14 protein-coding genes and 1 pseudogene are annotated in these 16656 nt (G+C 67.9%); 6 read left to right on the top strand and 9 right to left on the bottom strand.

Going from position 1 to position 16656, the window contains the following annotated elements; all coding sequences use genetic code 11:
- Positions 1-133: 133 nt before the first annotated feature.
- Both BOS5A_RS07965 and lexA read left to right on the top strand, forming a co-directional pair.
- Positions 134-1318 (top strand): molybdopterin molybdotransferase MoeA, encoded by a 1185-nt coding sequence (locus BOS5A_RS07965; RefSeq protein WP_151954702.1) that lies wholly within the window; start codon positions 134-136, stop codon positions 1316-1318.
- Positions 1319-1388: 70 nt separating this feature from the next.
- Positions 1389-2072: a transcriptional repressor LexA gene (lexA, locus tag BOS5A_RS07960; RefSeq protein ID WP_151954701.1), complete on the top strand. Its 684-nt coding sequence runs from the start codon at positions 1389-1391 to the stop codon at positions 2070-2072.
- Positions 2073-2079: 7 nt separating this feature from the next.
- Here lexA and BOS5A_RS07955 read toward each other — a convergent pair.
- Positions 2080-4218 (bottom strand): annotated as a pseudogene (locus BOS5A_RS07955) (ComEC/Rec2 family competence protein); the annotation flags it as partial.
- 28 nt (positions 4219-4246) lie between these two features.
- On the opposite strand from BOS5A_RS07955, the gene gltX reads away from it, so the two are divergent.
- The 3 genes from gltX to BOS5A_RS07940 are packed head-to-tail and all read left to right on the top strand — an operon-like array spanning position 4247 to position 7191.
- The gene (gltX, locus tag BOS5A_RS07950; protein ID WP_151954700.1) at positions 4247-5707 is read left to right on the top strand and encodes a glutamate--tRNA ligase; all 1461 of its coding nucleotides are present in this window, start codon (positions 4247-4249) and stop codon (positions 5705-5707) included.
- Positions 5704-6987: a citrate synthase gene (locus BOS5A_RS07945; RefSeq protein ID WP_151954699.1), complete on the top strand. Its 1284-nt coding sequence runs from the start codon at positions 5704-5706 to the stop codon at positions 6985-6987. The genes gltX and BOS5A_RS07945 overlap by 4 nt, the downstream gene beginning before the upstream one ends.
- Positions 6988-6990: 3 nt before the next feature.
- Positions 6991-7191, top strand: a complete 201-nt coding sequence (locus BOS5A_RS07940; RefSeq protein WP_151954698.1) for a hypothetical protein — start codon at positions 6991-6993, stop codon at positions 7189-7191.
- Between the two features lie 3 nt (positions 7192-7194).
- Here the strand turns inward: BOS5A_RS07940 and BOS5A_RS07935 are convergent, their stop codons facing one another.
- Genes BOS5A_RS07935 through BOS5A_RS07920 form a run of 4 tightly spaced genes read right to left on the bottom strand, consistent with a single transcriptional unit; the run spans position 7195 to position 11036 of the window.
- Positions 7195-8475 carry a sensor histidine kinase gene (locus tag BOS5A_RS07935; RefSeq protein WP_151954697.1) on the bottom strand — a complete coding sequence of 427 codons (1281 nt, stop codon included), beginning with the start codon at positions 8473-8475 and terminating at the stop codon, positions 7195-7197.
- Positions 8472-9464, bottom strand: coding sequence for a DUF2336 domain-containing protein (locus BOS5A_RS07930; RefSeq protein ID WP_199857293.1), 993 nt, complete (start codon positions 9462-9464; stop codon positions 8472-8474). The genes BOS5A_RS07935 and BOS5A_RS07930 overlap by 4 nt, the downstream gene beginning before the upstream one ends.
- A gap of 36 nt (positions 9465-9500) precedes the next feature.
- Positions 9501-10682, bottom strand: a complete 1182-nt coding sequence (locus BOS5A_RS07925; protein ID WP_151954695.1) for a hypothetical protein — start codon at positions 10680-10682, stop codon at positions 9501-9503.
- Positions 10683-10742: 60 nt separating this feature from the next.
- Positions 10743-11036, bottom strand: coding sequence for an Hpt domain-containing protein (locus tag BOS5A_RS07920; protein WP_151954694.1), 294 nt, complete (start codon positions 11034-11036; stop codon positions 10743-10745).
- An 84-nt stretch (positions 11037-11120) separates the two neighbouring features.
- On the opposite strand from BOS5A_RS07920, the gene BOS5A_RS07915 reads away from it, so the two are divergent.
- A complete protein-coding gene (locus BOS5A_RS07915) occupies positions 11121-13436 on the top strand; it encodes a hypothetical protein (RefSeq protein ID WP_234419269.1) in 2316 nt (771 codons plus the stop codon).
- Here the strand turns inward: BOS5A_RS07915 and BOS5A_RS07910 are convergent.
- From BOS5A_RS07910 to BOS5A_RS07895, 4 genes are all read right to left on the bottom strand, one after another.
- Complete coding sequence (locus BOS5A_RS07910; protein WP_199857291.1) at positions 13433-13804, bottom strand: DUF3291 domain-containing protein; 372 nt, start codon at positions 13802-13804, stop codon at positions 13433-13435. The two genes, BOS5A_RS07915 and BOS5A_RS07910, sit on opposite strands and share 4 nt — an antisense overlap.
- A gap of 90 nt (positions 13805-13894) precedes the next feature.
- Positions 13895-14170: a DUF1467 family protein gene (locus tag BOS5A_RS07905; protein ID WP_151954692.1), complete on the bottom strand. Its 276-nt coding sequence runs from the start codon at positions 14168-14170 to the stop codon at positions 13895-13897.
- Between the two features lie 4 nt (positions 14171-14174).
- A complete protein-coding gene (locus BOS5A_RS07900; RefSeq protein ID WP_151954691.1) occupies positions 14175-15812 on the bottom strand; it encodes a ribonuclease J in 1638 nt (545 codons plus the stop codon).
- A gap of 66 nt (positions 15813-15878) precedes the next feature.
- Positions 15879-16655, bottom strand: a complete 777-nt coding sequence (locus BOS5A_RS07895) for a type III pantothenate kinase (protein ID WP_151954690.1) — start codon at positions 16653-16655, stop codon at positions 15879-15881.
- Position 16656 lies beyond the last annotated feature (1 nt).

Raw genomic sequence — 16656 nt, 5'->3', positions numbered from 1 at the left:
AAATGCCCGTTCAGCCACCCACGTAATTCCCGACATCCGCTACTTATCTATAAGTGGCCGATCTATCCGACAAGCCGATGATCCACCCTTAACACCCCTGTCCCCCCGCCCGTAAATCTGGCAGCCGACACTCATGACCCCGCTCATCCCCGTCGAAGAAGCGCAACGCCGCCTGCTCTCCACCCTCACGCCCGTGCCCATCGAGCACGTCACCCTCACCGAAGCCATCGGACGCTGGGCCGCAGCCGACATGCCCGCGCGCCGCGATCAGCCTGCGGTCGACCTCTCGGCGATGGACGGCTACGCGATCCGCCACGCCGACATGCCTGGCCCTTGGCGTATCGTCGGTGAGAGCGCGGCCGGGCGCCCCTTCGACGGCACGGTCGGCCCCGGCGAGGCAGCGCGCATCTTCACCGGCGCCGCGATGCCCGCCGGCACCGATAGCGTGCTGATCCAGGAAGAGGCCGCGCGCGACGGCCAGCACCTGACCCTCACCGGCGAAGGCCCGCCCGCCCGCGGCCGCAACGTCCGCCCCCGCGGGCTGGACTTCTTCGCAGGCGACACGCTGGTCAGCGCGGGAGAGCGGCTGACCCCCGCCCGCCTCGCCGTCCTGGCGATCGGTGGCCACAGCCAGGTCCCCGTCCGCCGCCGCGTCCGCGTCGCGATCGCCGCGACGGGGGACGAACTCGTCGCCGCGGGCCAGCCCGTCACCGGCACCGCGCTCCCGGAATCGAACCGGCTGCTCCTGTCCGCGATGCTCGCCGACCTGCCCGTCGACATCATTGACCTCGGCATCCTGCCGGACGAGCTGACCGTCCTGCGGGATGCGTTCGCCGGGGTGGAGGCGGACCTGCTCGTCACCACCGGCGGCGCGTCGGTGGGCGATCACGATCTCGTCCGCCCAGCACTCGAAGCAGCGGGCGGCACGATCGACTTCTGGCGCGTTGCGCTGCGCCCCGGCAAGCCGATGATGGCCGGCCGGATCGGTGCGATGCCGGTGCTGGGGCTCCCCGGCAACCCCGTTTCCGCCTTCGTGACGGCGCTGCTCTTCGTCCGCCCGGTCATCGCCGCGCTCGCCGGCGCCGGCGATCCGCTGCCCGTCCCCGTCACCGCCACCCTCGGCGAGGACCTCCCCGCCAACGGAGCGCGTACCGACTATCTGCGCGCGACCCTGCAAGCCGGCCGCGTCTTCGCCTCGACGATCCAGGACTCCTCGATGCTGCGCACCCTTGCCCGTGCCGACTGCCTCGTCATTCGCCCCGCCCATGCTGCATCGGCGCGAGCCGGCGAATCGGCGGAAATCCTGCTGCTCGGATAAAACAAGCGCTTGACGTTCCGCGCGATGTTCTATTAAGGTTCGGCATCTGTTCGATGCGGAAGGGACCGCCATGCTCACGCGCAAGCAGCACGAACTCATCTGCTTCATCGACGATCGATTGAAGGAGACGGGTGTTTCTCCCTCGTTCGAGGAGATGAAGGACGCGCTCGAGTTGAAGTCGAAGTCCGGTGTCCACCGCCTCATCAGCGCGCTCGAGGAGCGCGGCTTCCTGCGTCGCCTGCCCAATCGCGCCCGCGCGCTCGAGATTTTGAAACTGCCCGAACGCGCCGATGCGAAGGCTCGGGCCGGGGCGAAGGTCCACGATCTGTCGCTGTCCCGGAACCTTCGGAACCTTCCGGAACCCGCCAACGACGTGGTCGAGATCCCGTTGCACGGCCGGATCGCCGCCGGCATGCCGATCGAGGCGTTCGAGGGCACGTCGATGCTGTCCGTGCCCGCCGCGCTGCTCGGCACCGGCGACCATTATGCGCTCGAAGTGTCCGGCGATTCGATGGTCGAGGCGGGCATCCTCGACGGCGACTATGCCCTCATCAGGCGGCAGGAGGTGGCCCGCGACGGCGAGATCGTCGTCGCGCTGATCGACGAGAGCGAGGCGACGCTCAAATTTTTCCGCCGTGAAGGCGCGATGGTCCGCCTCGATCCCGCCAACCGCGCCTATGATCCGCAGCGTTACGCCCCCGATCAGGTCCGCGTGCAGGGTAGGCTCTCCGGTATCCTCCGCCGCTACGACTGACGCCGGCGACGACCCACGGGTGCTGGTCGCCGGGTGAGCGCACGGTCTGGATTCGACCGGTCGCGAGCGTGATCGCGATGCCTCCGGTTCGCGTGAGCGCGGACTTGTCGAGTTTCAGCCAGCGGGGGCGGCAGTTTTTCGGCAATCGGCGCTCGCTGACCACGATGTCCGCGCCGGCACATGCTGTGACGAGGTCGGCGCTGGGCACGAGATACGTGCTCCGCGTCGCCAGAATGCGGAACCGGCGTCCGCCGGCCGTCCGATCAACGAGGCAGAGATCGCGGCTGCACCGTGCGGTCTGCACGTCCGACAGCAGCAGTGGTTCGCCGTCGATGCCTCCATTCTCCGCCAGCATCGCGCGGGTATAGTCACCCGCCCGATCCCGCAGCATCGCCATGTCACCTCCAGCCGTCCGCACCGCGATATGCCGCCCGTCGCCCGTTATCAGCAGGTCCGGAGCCGGCGTCAGAAGCGTCCAGATCGCCCCGACGCCAATCGGCACCAGCCCCAGCATCCGCCAACGCGTCCGCCAGAGCGCCAGCCACAGCCCGCCAGCCACCATTGCCGCAAAGGCCTCCTTCGGCATTGCTGGGAGCATCGCCACCGACCCCGGCGCATCGGCGGTGACATGCGCGAGCCACAACAGCAACGCGAGCGCCTTTCCGCAAAACCACCAGAAGGGTCCACCAGCGCCAACCGCGTCGCACACCAGCGCCAAGGCCTCGAGCGGCATCACCACAAAGGTCGTCAGCGGGATCGCGACGATGTTGGCGAGCGCGCCGTAGACCCCGGCCTTGTGGAAATGGAACGCGGCGATCGGCATCAGCGCGAGTTCGACGACGAGGCCCGTCAGAAGCAGCGAGCCGCCTTCGCGCGCCCAGCGTCGCCACGCGGCCTCGTCTCGTCTCACGAACCAGCGGTGCACCTGCGGACTTTCGTGGAGCGCGACGATCGCGGTGACCGCTGCGAACGACAGCTGGAAGCTCGGCCCGGCGAGCGACTCCGGCCACAGCAGCAGCACGATCAACGCGCCAGTCGCCACGAGCCGCAGCGTGATCGCCTCACGCCCCAGCGCCATCGCGGCGAGCACCATCAGCGCCGCGATGCACGATCGCACCGTCGGCACCTCGCTTCCCGTCAGCAACGTATATCCGATCGCCGCAGCGGCAGCGATGCCGGCCGCGACAAGCGGCAAGCTCCATTTGAGCGCCAGCCAAGGGCTGAGCGCCAGCAACCGCATCGCCGCCAGCATCGTCAGCCCGACGACCGCGGTGATGTGCAATCCGCTGACCGACAGCAGATGCGCCAGCCCCGCCCGCCGCATCGCCTCCGAATCGTCTTCGCCGATCGCGCCGGTATCCCCGGTCGCGAGCGCCGACGCGATCCCGCCCGCGCTTCCCGGCAGCCGGGCTTCGATGTGCCGGGACAGCCGCGCGCGCAGCCCGTCGCGTGGCGGGTCCCCCGCGAGCCGTTCGATCGGGGCGAAGGCGCGTCCGGTCGCCCCGATACCCAGGAACCAGGCGGTTTGCGCGAAGTCATACGCTCCCGGTAACGCGCGTTCGGGCGGCGGCATCAGTCGCGCCCGCAACTTTAGCCGATCGCCCACGCCGAGTCCCGCAGGTGTATCCGCGGTCGCGATGTTCACGCACACCGATGGCGGCAGCACCGCCGTCTTGTCACGCCCCGCCGCGGTTGCCCGCCCTTCTGGTCGCAACCACACCCGCACCAGATCGCGCGCCGGGAGCGTATCGACCCGCATCACCCGCGCCTCGAAGCTGGCGATCGTCGGCGCCGCCAGCACCGGTGCCGCGACATGCTCCGCCCTCCACCAGATCGACCCGGTGCCGAGGATGGCCGCCGCAGCGGCGATCGCTATAGCGCGACCGGCGCGTCCGCCCCGCCCGAGTGCCACCGCGGCAAGCGCCATCGCCGCCAGTCCCAGCATTGCCGCAATCCAGGCGTGCGGCGCCGGCAACAGGAACCACAACGCCGTCCCAAAGCCGACCGAAACCGGCAGCCACAGCGGCAACTGGTCGCGCTCCGCCTCCAGCCAGCGCTCCAGTCGGGTGCGCGCAGCGCGCACCCCCGGCGCGATTTGAAGCCGCACAGGCTGCGTGCTAGGGGCTGGCGCGGCTGAACTGGCCATCGACTTCACAGCTTGGGAGCACGCGCGCTTGGGCGCAACCACCGATCTCGCCGCGGGCAGCCCCGCGCGTTCAACCGATACCGTCGTCACGCGCTTCGCGCCCTCGCCTACGGGATTTCTCCACCTCGGCGGCGCACGCACCGCGCTGTTCAACCTCCTCTATGCGCGCCATCACGGCGGCGAGTTCCTGCTGCGGATCGAGGACACCGATCGGGCCCGCTCGACCCAGCCGGCGATCGACGCGATCCTGGCCGGCATGCGATGGCTCGGGCTCGATTGGGACGGCGAACCCGTTTTCCAGTTCGCCCGCGCCGATCGCCACGCCGCAGTGGCGCAGGAGATGGTCGCGAACGGCCATGCCTATCGCTGCTACCTGACGCAGGACGAGCTCGCCGCGATGCGCGCCGCCGCCCAGGCCGCGAAAACGCCGCTGCGCATCCGGAGCCCATGGCGCGACCGCACTGATCACCCGGCCGATCAGCCCTATGTCGTCCGCCTGAAGGCCCCGACCGAGGGCGCGACGACGATCCGCGATCTCGTACAGGGCGAGGTAACGGTCCAGAACGGCGAGCTCGACGACCTCGTCCTCCTGCGATCGGACGGCACGCCGACCTATATGCTCGCGGTGGTCGTCGACGATCACGACATGGGCGTCACCCATGTTATCCGCGGTGACGATCACCTCAACAACGCCTTCCGCCAGTTCCCGATCATCCGGGCGATGGGGTGGCCGGAGCCGACCTACGCCCACATCCCGCTGATCCACGGCGCGGACGGGGCGAAGCTGTCCAAACGCCACGGCGCGGTCGGGATCGAGGCATATCGCGACGAGATGGGCATCCTGCCGGAAGCGTTCGACAACTATCTGCTTCGCCTCGGCTGGGGGCACGGCGACGACGAAATCATCAGCCGCGAGCAGGCGACGGAATGGTTCGATCTGGCGGGTGTCGGCAAGAGCCCTTCGCGCTTCGACATCAAGAAGCTCGAGAACCTCAACGGTCACTATATCCGGATGGCGGATGATGAGCGGCTCGCCGATCTCGTCGCCGGAAAGCTGGATTTCGAGCATGACGACACTCGCCGCGCCGTCCTCACCCGGGCGATGCCGGCGCTGAAGCCACGCGCGGCCAATATCAACGAAATGGCGGATGGCGCCGCGTTCCTGTTCCACACCCGGCCGATCGCGATGGATGAGGCCGCCGCGGCCCTGCTAAACGCTGATTCCGCTCCGATTTTGAACGCCGCGCACGCTGCGCTTGACGCCGCGAACGAGTGGGATACGGAGACGCTCGAAAGCGCAGTACGGCGTGTGGCCGAGGAGCAGGGCGTGAAGCTCGGCCAGGTCGCGCAGCCGCTCCGCGCCGCCTTGACCGGGCGCAAGACCTCGCCCGGTATCTTCGACGTGCTCGTCCTCTTGGGACGGGATGAAAGCCTGGCGCGCCTCGCCGATGCGGCCGCGCGCCTGAACGCTAGGAAGGACGATCAATGACGGATGCCGCAAAGCTCAATCTGGCGGACAAATCCTTCGACTATCCGGTGATGCACGGCAGCGTGGGTCCGGACGTCATCGATATCCGCAAGATGTACGGGCAGACGGGTGCGTTCACCTACGATCCCGGCTTCACCTCGACCGCATCGTGCCAGTCGAAGCTGACCTATATCGACGGCGACGAGGGCGTCCTGCTCCACCGGGGCTATCCGATCGGCGAGCTGGCCGAACAGTCGAGCTTCATGGAGGTCTGCTACCTCCTCCTTAACGGCGAGCTGCCGAATGCGGATGAACTCGCGACGTTCGAGAGCACGATTACCCGCCACACGATGCTCCACGAGCAATTGGCCACGTTCTTCCGCGGTTTCCGCCGCGACGCGCACCCGATGGCGGTGATGTGCGGCGTCGTCGGCGCGCTCTCGGCCTTCTACCACGATTCCACCGACATCCACGATCCGCAGCAGCGCATGATCGCGTCGCACCGGCTGATCGCCAAAATGCCGACGATCGCCGCCATGGCCTATAAATACAGCGTCGGGCAGCCTTTCCTCTATCCCGACAACTCGCTTTCCTACACCGGCAATTTCCTGCGCATGACCTTCGGCGTGCCGGCCGAGCCCTATGAGGTGAACCCGGTCATCGAAAAGGCGATGGACCGCATCTTCATCCTCCATGCGGATCACGAGCAGAACGCCTCGACCTCAACGGTGCGCCTCGCCGGATCGTCGGGCGCAAACCCGTTCGCGTGCATCGCGGCCGGCATCGCCTGCCTTTGGGGTCCGGCGCATGGTGGCGCCAACGAGGCCGCGCTCAACATGCTGCACGAGATCGGCTCGGTCGATCGCATTCCCGAGTTCATCGCGCGGGCGAAGGACAAGAACGACCCGTTCCGCCTGATGGGCTTCGGCCACCGCGTCTACAAGAACTACGATCCGCGCGCGACGGTGATGCAGAAGACGGTGCGCGAGGTTTTCGACGCGCTGAACGTATCGGACCCGGTGTTCGACGTGGCGCTGAAGCTCGAGGAAATCGCGCTCAACGACCCGTATTTCGTCGAAAAGAAGCTGTTTCCGAACGTCGATTTCTATTCGGGCGTCATTCTCTCGGCGATCGGCTTTCCCACCTCGATGTTCACGGCTCTTTTCGCGCTCGCCCGCACCGTCGGCTGGGTCGCGCAGTGGAACGAGATGATCACCGATCCCGACCAGAAGATCGGCCGCCCCCGCCAGCTCTACACCGGCCCGACCCAGCGCAGCTACGCTCCAATCGGGGAGCGTTGATCGATGCAGATCAGGCCCATCCTCGTCTTGGTCGGCGTCATCATGGCGTTGATGGGCCTGCTCTTCATCGGGCAGGGGCTTGGTTATATCCACTGGCCGGCATCCAGCACGATGCTCGATCAGCGCGTGTGGGCCGATCGCGGCGCCGCGATCGCCGTGCTCGGCCTGCTGCTGATCCTGGTCGCGCGGCGGATGCGCCGCTAGCCGTCAGGCTGGCAGCGTAAGGGTGAAACGCGCGCCCTGCCCGGCCGCGCTGTCCAGAGTCAGGTCCCCGCCCATCGCCCGCGCCAGGCGCCGCGCGATGTAGAGGCCAAGTCCGTTGCCGCCGGGCTCGCCCGGATCGACGCGGCCGAATTTCTCGAACACAAGCCCTTGATCGGCCTCGGCGACCCCCTTGCCGGCATCGCTGACGCTGATCCAGCCGCGCGTCGAATCCCCGGCGACCGCAACGATCACCTCCGATCCGCGCGGCGCATAGCGGATGGCGTTGCCGATCAGGTTGACCAGGATCTGCAGGACGCGGCGGAATTCACCCATCGCCATCAAGCTGGTGCCTTCGGGTGGCCGAACGATCGTCACCTCGGCATCGGCAGCGCGCACCGCGAACAGCCCCGCTGCACGACGCGCGAGATCAGCGAGGTCGATAGGCTCGGCGTCGATGCGAAAATCCGGTCGCTCGATCGCCTCCAGATCGACCAGATCGTCAATCAGCGCCATCAGATGGCGTCCGGCATTGGCGATGTCGGCGGCGTAGCCCGCATAATCCTCGCTCACCGGACCATCGGCCTGCGCGTGGATGCTGTCGGCATTGGCGATGATCTGCCCCAGCGGTCCGCGCAGCGCTTGGTCGAGCCGCGAGGTGAACAGATCGTTCAGCCCGGGCGCATCGGTCGGGCGGGCAGCCGCGCGCACCGCCGCGCCGCGATACCCGGCGAACAGCCCGTCGCGATCAAGCCGCGGCACTGCGCTTACCAGCACCTCCGTTCCGCTGCCTTCCATCGCTGCCGGTTGTTCGGAAAAACCCTGCTCGTCGAGCGCCGAGCCCTTACCGAACACAAAAAGCTGATCGATCGGCCGTCCGAGCACATGTTCCAGGCTCTCAGCACCGGCCGACACGAACGTGATTCGCCCGGCCCGATCGGTCTCCCACTGCCAGGCCCCGATCGGCGCGGGTAATCTTCGCGCCAGTGCAGTCTGGCTCCCCGACGGTCGTTCGCGAATTTGCGACAACGTCAGACGCAATCCGTCACTTTCCGGCTGCACGCGCGCCCAGGCATCGATTTCGCGATCGCCGTCGGCAAAGGTCACCTCGCGCGAGATGAGTGTGCCCAGCCGCCGTGCGAGCCGCACGAGTGTCGCCAGCGCCGGCAGCGCCAATGGTCGCCCCGCGTCGCCGCCCGCCGCGCCGTTGATCAGCGCGAACGCACGGTCGCCCTCCAGCAAGCACCCCTCGCCATCGAGTTTGGCGTGCAGGATCGGCGCGATCATGTCGCGTCTTCCAGAGCGCGGCGGGCCGCGCGGAAATCGCGGGGAATGCTCAGGTCCGAAATCGCGGCCTGCGCCGCCTCCACATCAATCGCAAACGCCCAATCGATCCAGTCGGCAATCGCATGCACATCGCGCCGGCGATCTGCCGCTGTCAGCGCAACACCGATCTCGGCCATGAACGGTCGCGCGACATCCTGCGCGCGCAGCAACAGCCAGAGCCGGTCCCCCTCCGGATCGAGCACCGCCTGACGTACGTTGTCGAAGCTCGTGCCCGTCGCGCGCGCCAGCACCGCGATGAACAGCGCGAGGCGGGTATCACCCAGAGCGGCGAGCAGCACCTCGCCCAGCTCTGCAGGCCGGGCGTCAATCGCCGCCGCCAGCCGCGAGGCACAGGCTTCCACGCGCTCGCCCTCATCATGGGTGCCGAGAATGGCCAGCGCGGCATCGACGATCATGCGGTCCGTGGCGGGCTGCGCGATCATGTCCTGAACCGCCGCCGCCACCCACCAGACCATCCGGTGATGAAGCTCGGCGGGAAGCTCGGTTCCGCCGGAGCCTGCGCGGCGCCGGTTTTCAGCGCGCAACAATGCCGTTGCTGCCGATGCGACCCGGTCATCCGGACAGTCCGAAAGGCGCACGAGAAAGCTTGCTTCACTCTCGCGAGCGATCAGCGGCAATCGCGACGCGATCCGTGACAGGCGCGCCCGATCGATCACCTCCCCGACAAGGTCAGTGTCGCGCAGCATGCCGGCCCTCGCCAGCCGTACGCTTACGGCTTCGGCGTCGATTTGGTGCACCGCCATCCGGTCGCAAAGGGCGCGCACGATATCGCCTACAAACGCAACGATGAGGTCCCCGACGTCGGCGCGCGTCTCGTCGTCGAGCCGTACCGCGTCACGCGGAAAGACGCCGCGAGCTTCGGCGCCATTCAAAAGCAGTATCGCTTTACGCGCGCCGTTATCGGCAGCGTCGAGGGATTTGACCGGCATTCTTCCGCCCATAGCCGCAATGTCGTTAAAGGGGCGCTAAGCGTGCCGGCGCAGCGTCTCGATCGCGTGCGCCAGCGTCGCGCTGGCATAGAGCGCCACCGCGCTGAGCCCGGTCATCGGCCAACCGACGATCGCAAAGGGGAGAAGCAGCGCCAGATAACCGGGCGCGGTGCCCCACCAGCGCCGCCGGTGGTGCTCGTCCGCTGCGCGCTCGGCGAGCCCCGCCGCCATGACCGCGAACAGCGCGAGCAGCCCGCCGCTGACTTCGCCGCTCAGCCGGTCGACCGCCCGCCCATACAGCAGCAACCCCGCCGCCGGGAGCACCATCACCCCGATCGCCAGCGCGCGGCCGAGATGCAGCTCGTCACGCAACCACGCGAGCGCCGCGGCGATCGCCGCGGCGATTGTCCCCGCCAGCATCAGCAGAACGCCGATCCCGCCATGCCCCCAGCCGATCGCCACGACGCCGAACACCGCCAGAAGCGCTCCACCGACCGCGACGGGCACCGTCGGCACCGCGCCGCGCGTCAGCCGCGGCATCACGAGCCTCGCGAGCGGAGCGACGATCCACCGGTCGAACCAAGCGCGCCGGCCCGACAGCGCGGACGCCATCACCGCGTCGCCGCGCAGATCGAGCGCTGCCGCCCGGTGCTCTATGCCGTGCCCCTGCTTCAGCTCGCGGTCGGTGAGCAGCAGATGCTGTGCGCGGGCCTGCGCGGCGACGCGCAGCAGTGCGGACTGGATATCGTAATCGCGCGGCAGCGTCGCGACCTCGCTCAGGCGCTGCGGGTCGAGCCGCGCGACACCAGCCCAGGCCGCGCGCCCGCCGACCCGCTCGAACCCCGCAGGCGCCTCTGCTTCGTCGATCACCAGCAGCGTGTCGGCGCCCTCGCGCGCCAGCGGCGCGACGACGGCTTCGGTCGTCACCAGCCCGTCGGCCAGCACCAGCACGCGCGACAGCGGATGGACCTTCGCCGCCGCTTCCGCCGCCGAGCGGACGGTATCCACCGTCACCCCCCGCTTGCCGATCCGCGCGATCGCCCCAAGCAATTCCGGCATCAAACGCGACACGACGACGATGATCTGCCCCGCCCCGGCCTGCATCAGCAACCGCGCCTGATATTCGATCAGGGTCACGCCGCCGAACGGCAGCGTGGCCGTCAGCGCGCCGGCCCGGTCCTCGGCATCATGGGTAGCGAACAGCAAGCCAGCGATCATGCGCCAAGCTGTTAGGGGGTGGCGCCCGCAAAGCAAAGACCGTGCTGGTCTTGCAGGTGTTTACAGCCGCGCGACCGCGCGCTGCAGCTTGCGGACCATTTCGACGTCGCCGAACCGGGCTTCGCTCGCTTCGCCGGCAAGCGCCATCAGGCGAACCGCACCGAAGCTCGCGGCAAGCCCGCGCAGCCGATAGGCCGCCGCACGCCATGCCTCGCCATCGCGCGCCGCGTCCAGGGCCGCGACATGCGCCTGCGCACCTTCGAGGAACGCGAGCCGCAGCTCCGCGATCAGTCCGGGTTCGTCGCCCACTGCCGCGGCCAGCGCCGCATCGATCTGTCCGGGATCATACGCCATCACCCGCCACAATAATGCGACAGACTTAAGGGATGGTTTCGCCCACGAAGCTTTCGGTCACGTGGAAACGTGATAGGATGGGGCATGAACGGGGGATCATCGATCATCGGGATTCACGGCGATGCCGTGGATCGGGCGCCACACGCAGATGTGGAGCCGGCTGAGACGCATGTCGTGGACGCTCATCCTGCGTCGATCGATGTCGACCAGGTCTGGTCGGATGGCGAATGGGAGGACAAGCCGTCATCGCCGTGGCGCATTGTCGGTCCTGTCGCGCTCGCGATCGTTTCGCTGGCCTGGGTCGGAGGGATGCTGTGGCTCGCTCGCGCTGCCCTGCCCACCATGCCAGCCCCCGCGCTTGCCCAGTTCATCGCCGCGCTGTGTGTGGTGCCCATGCTGGCCGGCATCGTATGGCTCGTAGCGCTACGCTCCAGCACGGCGGAAGCGCAGCGATTCGGCAAGACCGCGCGCGCCATGCGAGCGGAGGCAGACAGCCTCGAGCAACGCGTCGCCGCGCTGTCGCAGACGATTGCCGCCAACCGCGATGCCCTGGCCGACCAGATCCGCGCGCTGACCGCGATCGGTGACAGCGCGACACAGCGCCTCGCCGCGATCGGCCGCAACCTGTCGGAAGAGATCGACCAGGCCGATATCAATGCCCGGTCGCTCGATCAGTCCGCTACGGTCGCGCACAACCAGCTGTCGGTCCTCCTCTCCACCATGCCACGCGTCCAGGCGGAGGCGGAGGCGCTCGGCCAGATGCTCGACGACTCGGCTCTGTCGGTCAGTCGTCACGCGTCGGCGCTCGATGCGCAGGTCGTGGCGCTCGCCGATCGCGGCCGCGAGGCCGAAGTGGTCGCTGGCGGCGCCGCGCAGAAGCTCGCCGCACACATCGCGCGCATGGAAGCGACGAGCGAGACTGCGAGCACCCGCCTCGAATCGGTGACGGCGGAAATGGCCGCGGCGGTCGATCAGCTGCTCGATCGCACCGCACAGGCAGTGGACGAATCGCGCAAGGGCATCGCCGCGCAGGGTGATGCGATGCTCGCGATGGTCGGTGCCAATCAGGCCGCGCTCGATTCGGCCGCGCGGGGCAGCGCCGAAGCGCTCGCCGAGCGGATCGCGGGAGTCGAAGCCCTTATCGACCGCATCGCACAAAGGCTGGAGGTTCAGCGCCGATCGGGTGACGCGATCGTCGGCCAGCTCGAATCGGGGCTTGCCGGTGTTCACGGCCAGCTCGATACGCTCCACACCCAGGGCGTTGAACGCTCGCAGATGCTCGCCGCCTCGATCAGCGCGCTCGGTGGATCGGCCGATGCGATGACGGAGGCGCTGAAGGCAGGCGATACGATGGCGACGCGCGCGATCGGGACGGCGGAATCGCTCCTCATCGCGCTCGACGCCTCGGCGCGCGAGATCGACGAGACGCTGCCGGACGCGCTCGACCGGCTCGACCAGCGCATCCACGCCAGCCGCTCGGTCGTCGGCGCGGCAAAGCCCGAACTCATGGCGCTCGTGACCGCGGCGGAGAGTACCCACGACGCGATCGAAGCCGTCGCGCAGGTCATCGCCGACCAGCGCCGCACGGTGGATCAACTCTCGGGTACCCTGCTCGAAACGCTCAATTCCGGCCGCGCGAAGGCCGATGCGCTCGGCATCATGGTCGAGGAGACGATCGGCCAGGCCAACCGCTTCGCCGACGAGGCCGCGCCGCGCCTGCTCGACGCGCTGCTGCGAGTCCGCGACACCGCAAGTGCCGCGGCCGAACGCGCGCGCGAGACGCTCGCCACCGTCATCCCCGAAGCCGCCGAAGCGCTGGAAGCCGCCAGCGGCGACGCGATGCGCCGTGCGACCGAATCAGGCGTCGAGGTTCAGGTGAAGGCGATCGCCGACGTCGCCGAAGCCGCGGTCGGCGCCGCCAGCCGCGCCTCCGAACGGCTCGAACGCCAGATCCAGGCCATCGCCGATGCGACCGCGATCGTCGAAACCCGGATCGAGGCCGATATAGCGCGGCGTGAGGATGCCGACCGCGACAGCTTCGCCCGCCGCGCCTCGCTCCTCATCGAGGCGATGAACTCCGCCGCGATCGACATCACCCGCACCTTCGGCCCCGAAGTCGCCGACAGCGCCTGGGCGGCCTATCTGAAGGGCGACCGCGGGGTCTTCACGAGACGGGCCGTGCGCCTGCTCGACGCCAACGAACAGCGCGACATCGCGCGGCTCTACGACGACGACGCGTCATTCCGCGACCAGGTCAACCGCTACATCCACGACTTTGAGTCGATGCTGCGCACGATCCTCGCCCAGCGCGACGGCTCACCGCTCGGCGTGACGCTGCTCTCGTCGGACATGGGCAAGCTCTACGTCGCGCTGGCGCAGGCGATCGAGCGACTGCGCTAGATCGACGCCGCGCGGCTCATGCGGGGCTCGGCATAGCTGAGATTGCGGTGCGCCGCGCTCGGGTGGCGAACTTTGGAGGGGCGGCCTTGCGCGCGCATTCGCCGGTCCGCTTCGACCCAATCCGGCAGCACGCTCTCGACCTGGTTCCAGTGAACGATGCTCGCCTCGTCGCACCAATCGAGCAGCTTCGGCATCGCCTTCCGGTGGGCGCCGTCGGTGATGAACCGCTTCATATTGGCGGAATTGCGCCATAGCGTCATCGTCCAGAAGGTCCGCGCGCGGTCGGGCAGAAGCGATCCGGCGAGGAAACCGTCGGCGCGTCGCGCCTGTCGCGTCGTCATCCAGGTCAGCACCGCGAAGGACGGCATGAAACGGTAAGACCGGATACGCAATCGCGTGATGCTTACGTGCGGCATGCGGCCAATTTCTCGCGAAACCGACGCCGGCGCAACCTCGGCTCACTCAGCGTTAACGACATCCCACACGTCGAGCATGTCGGTCGTGATCCACCCGAACACATAGTTTGCGTAGAACAAGGCGAAGATCACCGTCGCGACGATCGTCACCCGCACCGCGATTCGCCCGAGCGCGAACTCGTGCGGCGCGCTCTCCGCCTGACCGGGGACGGCCTCGCCCCCCGCCTCGCGCGTGGTGCGCACGCCCCAAGGAAGGACGAGGAAGACCGAAAACGCCCAGATAAGGAAGTAGATCGCGAGCATCGACGTCCAGCGCACGGACTCAGACCTCGATCAGCAGCACGTCGACGATCGGCTTCTTGCCCGTCCAGCGCGTCGCGACGCGGCGCACCGCCAGGCGGATACCCTCGCGCAGCTTGTCACGGTCGCGACCCCCGCCCCGCGCCGCTTCCGCGGCGGCCGCCACGGCCTCCGCGGTGAAGGGAGGACGATCCTCCTCGACCGGCACACCCTGAAGCCGAACCTCCGGCTCGCCCTTCAACCGGCCGTCACGACCCACCGCTACCGCAACCGAAATCTGGCCGTGCAGCGAGACCTTGCGTCGCTCGTTGATCGTGGTGCCGTCGGCGGGCAGGATCACGTCGCCGTCGAGCACCAGCCGCCCGACCTGCACATGGCCGATCTTCTCCGCCGCGCCCGGCAGCAACCGAACGACATCGCCATCCTTCTGCACCAGTGCCTGCGGGATGCCCTGCGACAGCCCGAAACGCGCATGCTCCATCATGTGGCGCATTTCGCCGTGCACTGGCAGCAGCAGGTCGGGCTTGATCCAGCCATACATCGCCGCAAGCTCGGGGCGGCCGGGATGGCCGGAGACGTGGACGTGCGCCTGCCGCTCGGTCACCATCTCCACCCCGCGACCGGCGAGGGTGTTCTGAATCCGCCCGATCGCCACCTCGTTGCCGGGAATCTGCTTGGACGAGAAGATCACCGTATCCCCCGCGTCCAGTGCGATCGGATGGGTACCCTCGGCGATGCGGGCAAGCGCCGCGCGTGCCTCGCCCTGTCCGCCCGTTGCAACGATCAGCACCTTGTCGCGCGGCAGGCGCATCGCAGTATCGGCGTCGATCGTCTCGGGAAAATGCTTCAGATACCCGCAGGCCTTGGCGACGCGGATGATCCGGTCGAGCGAGCGCCCGGTGACGCACAGCTTGCGCCCGGTTTCCTTCGCAACCTCGCCCAGCGTCGCGACGCGCGCGGCATTGGAGGCAAAGGTCGTGACCACCACGCGTCCACGCGCCTTGGCAACGGCCTGCGCCAGACCCAGCCGCACCTCGCCCTCGGACCCGGAGGCCTCGGCGTTGAAGACATTGGTCGAATCGCAGACGAGCACGTCGACGCCGTCGTCGCCGATCGCGGTCAGCTGCTCCGCGGTCGCCGGCGATCCGATCAGCGGGGCGGCATCCAGCTTCCAGTCGCCGGTGTGAAACACCCGGCCGACAGGCGTGTCGATCAGCAAGGCGTTGGCTTCCGGAATCGAATGCGACATCGGCACGAACTGGAAGCCGAACGGCCCCAGATCGAAACCCTTGCCGGGTTCGATGACATGGAGCTTCACGCGGTCCGCAATCCGCTCCTCTTCCAGCTTGCCGCGGATGAGGCCCGCGGTGAACGGCGTCGCGAACAGCGGCACGCCCAGGTCCTCGGCAAGATAGGGCAACGCACCGATATGGTCCTCATGCCCATGCGTGAGCACGATGCCGAGCAGGTCGTCGATCCGCTCCTCGATAAAGGCGAGGTCGGGCAGGATCACGTCGATGCCGGGATAGTTCAGATCGGCAAAGGTGATGCCGCAGTCGACCATCACCCACTTGCCCTGGCAGCCATAGAGATTGACGTTCATGCCGATCTCGCCCGATCCACCGAGGGCGCAGAACAAAAGCTCGTTCTTGGGAGTCACGTAAAAACTTTCGAAAAAGAGAAATTCAGGTCGCCCGCAGGCCGTCTCGGCGCGAGCGCGTTGGCTTCACATATGGGCACGCCGCCACATCATCGCCAGTCCCTGTATCGTGAGATCGGGCTCGATGGCGTCGAAAACATTGGTGTGCTGTTCGAACAATGTCGCAAGTCCCCCGGTCGCGATGACCTTCACCGGGCGCCCGACTTCGGCCTTCATCCGCGCAACGAGGCCTTCGATCATGCCGATATAGCCCCAATAGATGCCGATGTTCATCTGATCGACGGTGTTGCGGCCGATGACGCTGTCCGTTGCCGGCGCCTCGATCGCGATCCGCGGCAGCTTCGCGGCGGCGCTCACCAGCGCGTCGAGGGAGAGGTTGATTCCCGGCGCGATGATTCCGCCCTTATAGGCGCCCGAATAGTCGGAAAGGTCGAACGTCGTCGCGGTGCCGAAGTCGATGACGATCAGGTCGCCCTCATACAGCGCGTGCGCCGCGATCGTGTTGACCGCACGGTCCGCGCCGAGCGAGGCCGGTTCGTCGACATCGATCGCGACGCCCCACTCTACCGGTGGACGACCGGCGATCAGCGCCTCGGTCCTGAAATATTTGCTGGCGAGAACCTGCAGGTTGTGGAGCGCACGCGGCACGACAGTCGCGATGATGACCGCGCTCACCGATTTGTGATCGAAACCTTCGAGGCTCAGGAGCTGGCTCAGCCACACCGCATATTCGTCTGCGGTGCGGCGCGGGTCGGTCGCGATCCGCCAGCGCGCCGCGATGCGCTCCCCGTCCACGAGCGCGAACACGACATTGGTATTGCCGGCATCGATCGCGAGCAGCATG

The organism is Sphingomonas sp. EC-HK361, from assembly GCF_902498785.1.
Lineage (GTDB): Bacteria > Pseudomonadota > Alphaproteobacteria > Sphingomonadales > Sphingomonadaceae > Sphingomonas.
This window is presented reverse-complemented; position numbering and strand designations above follow the sequence as displayed.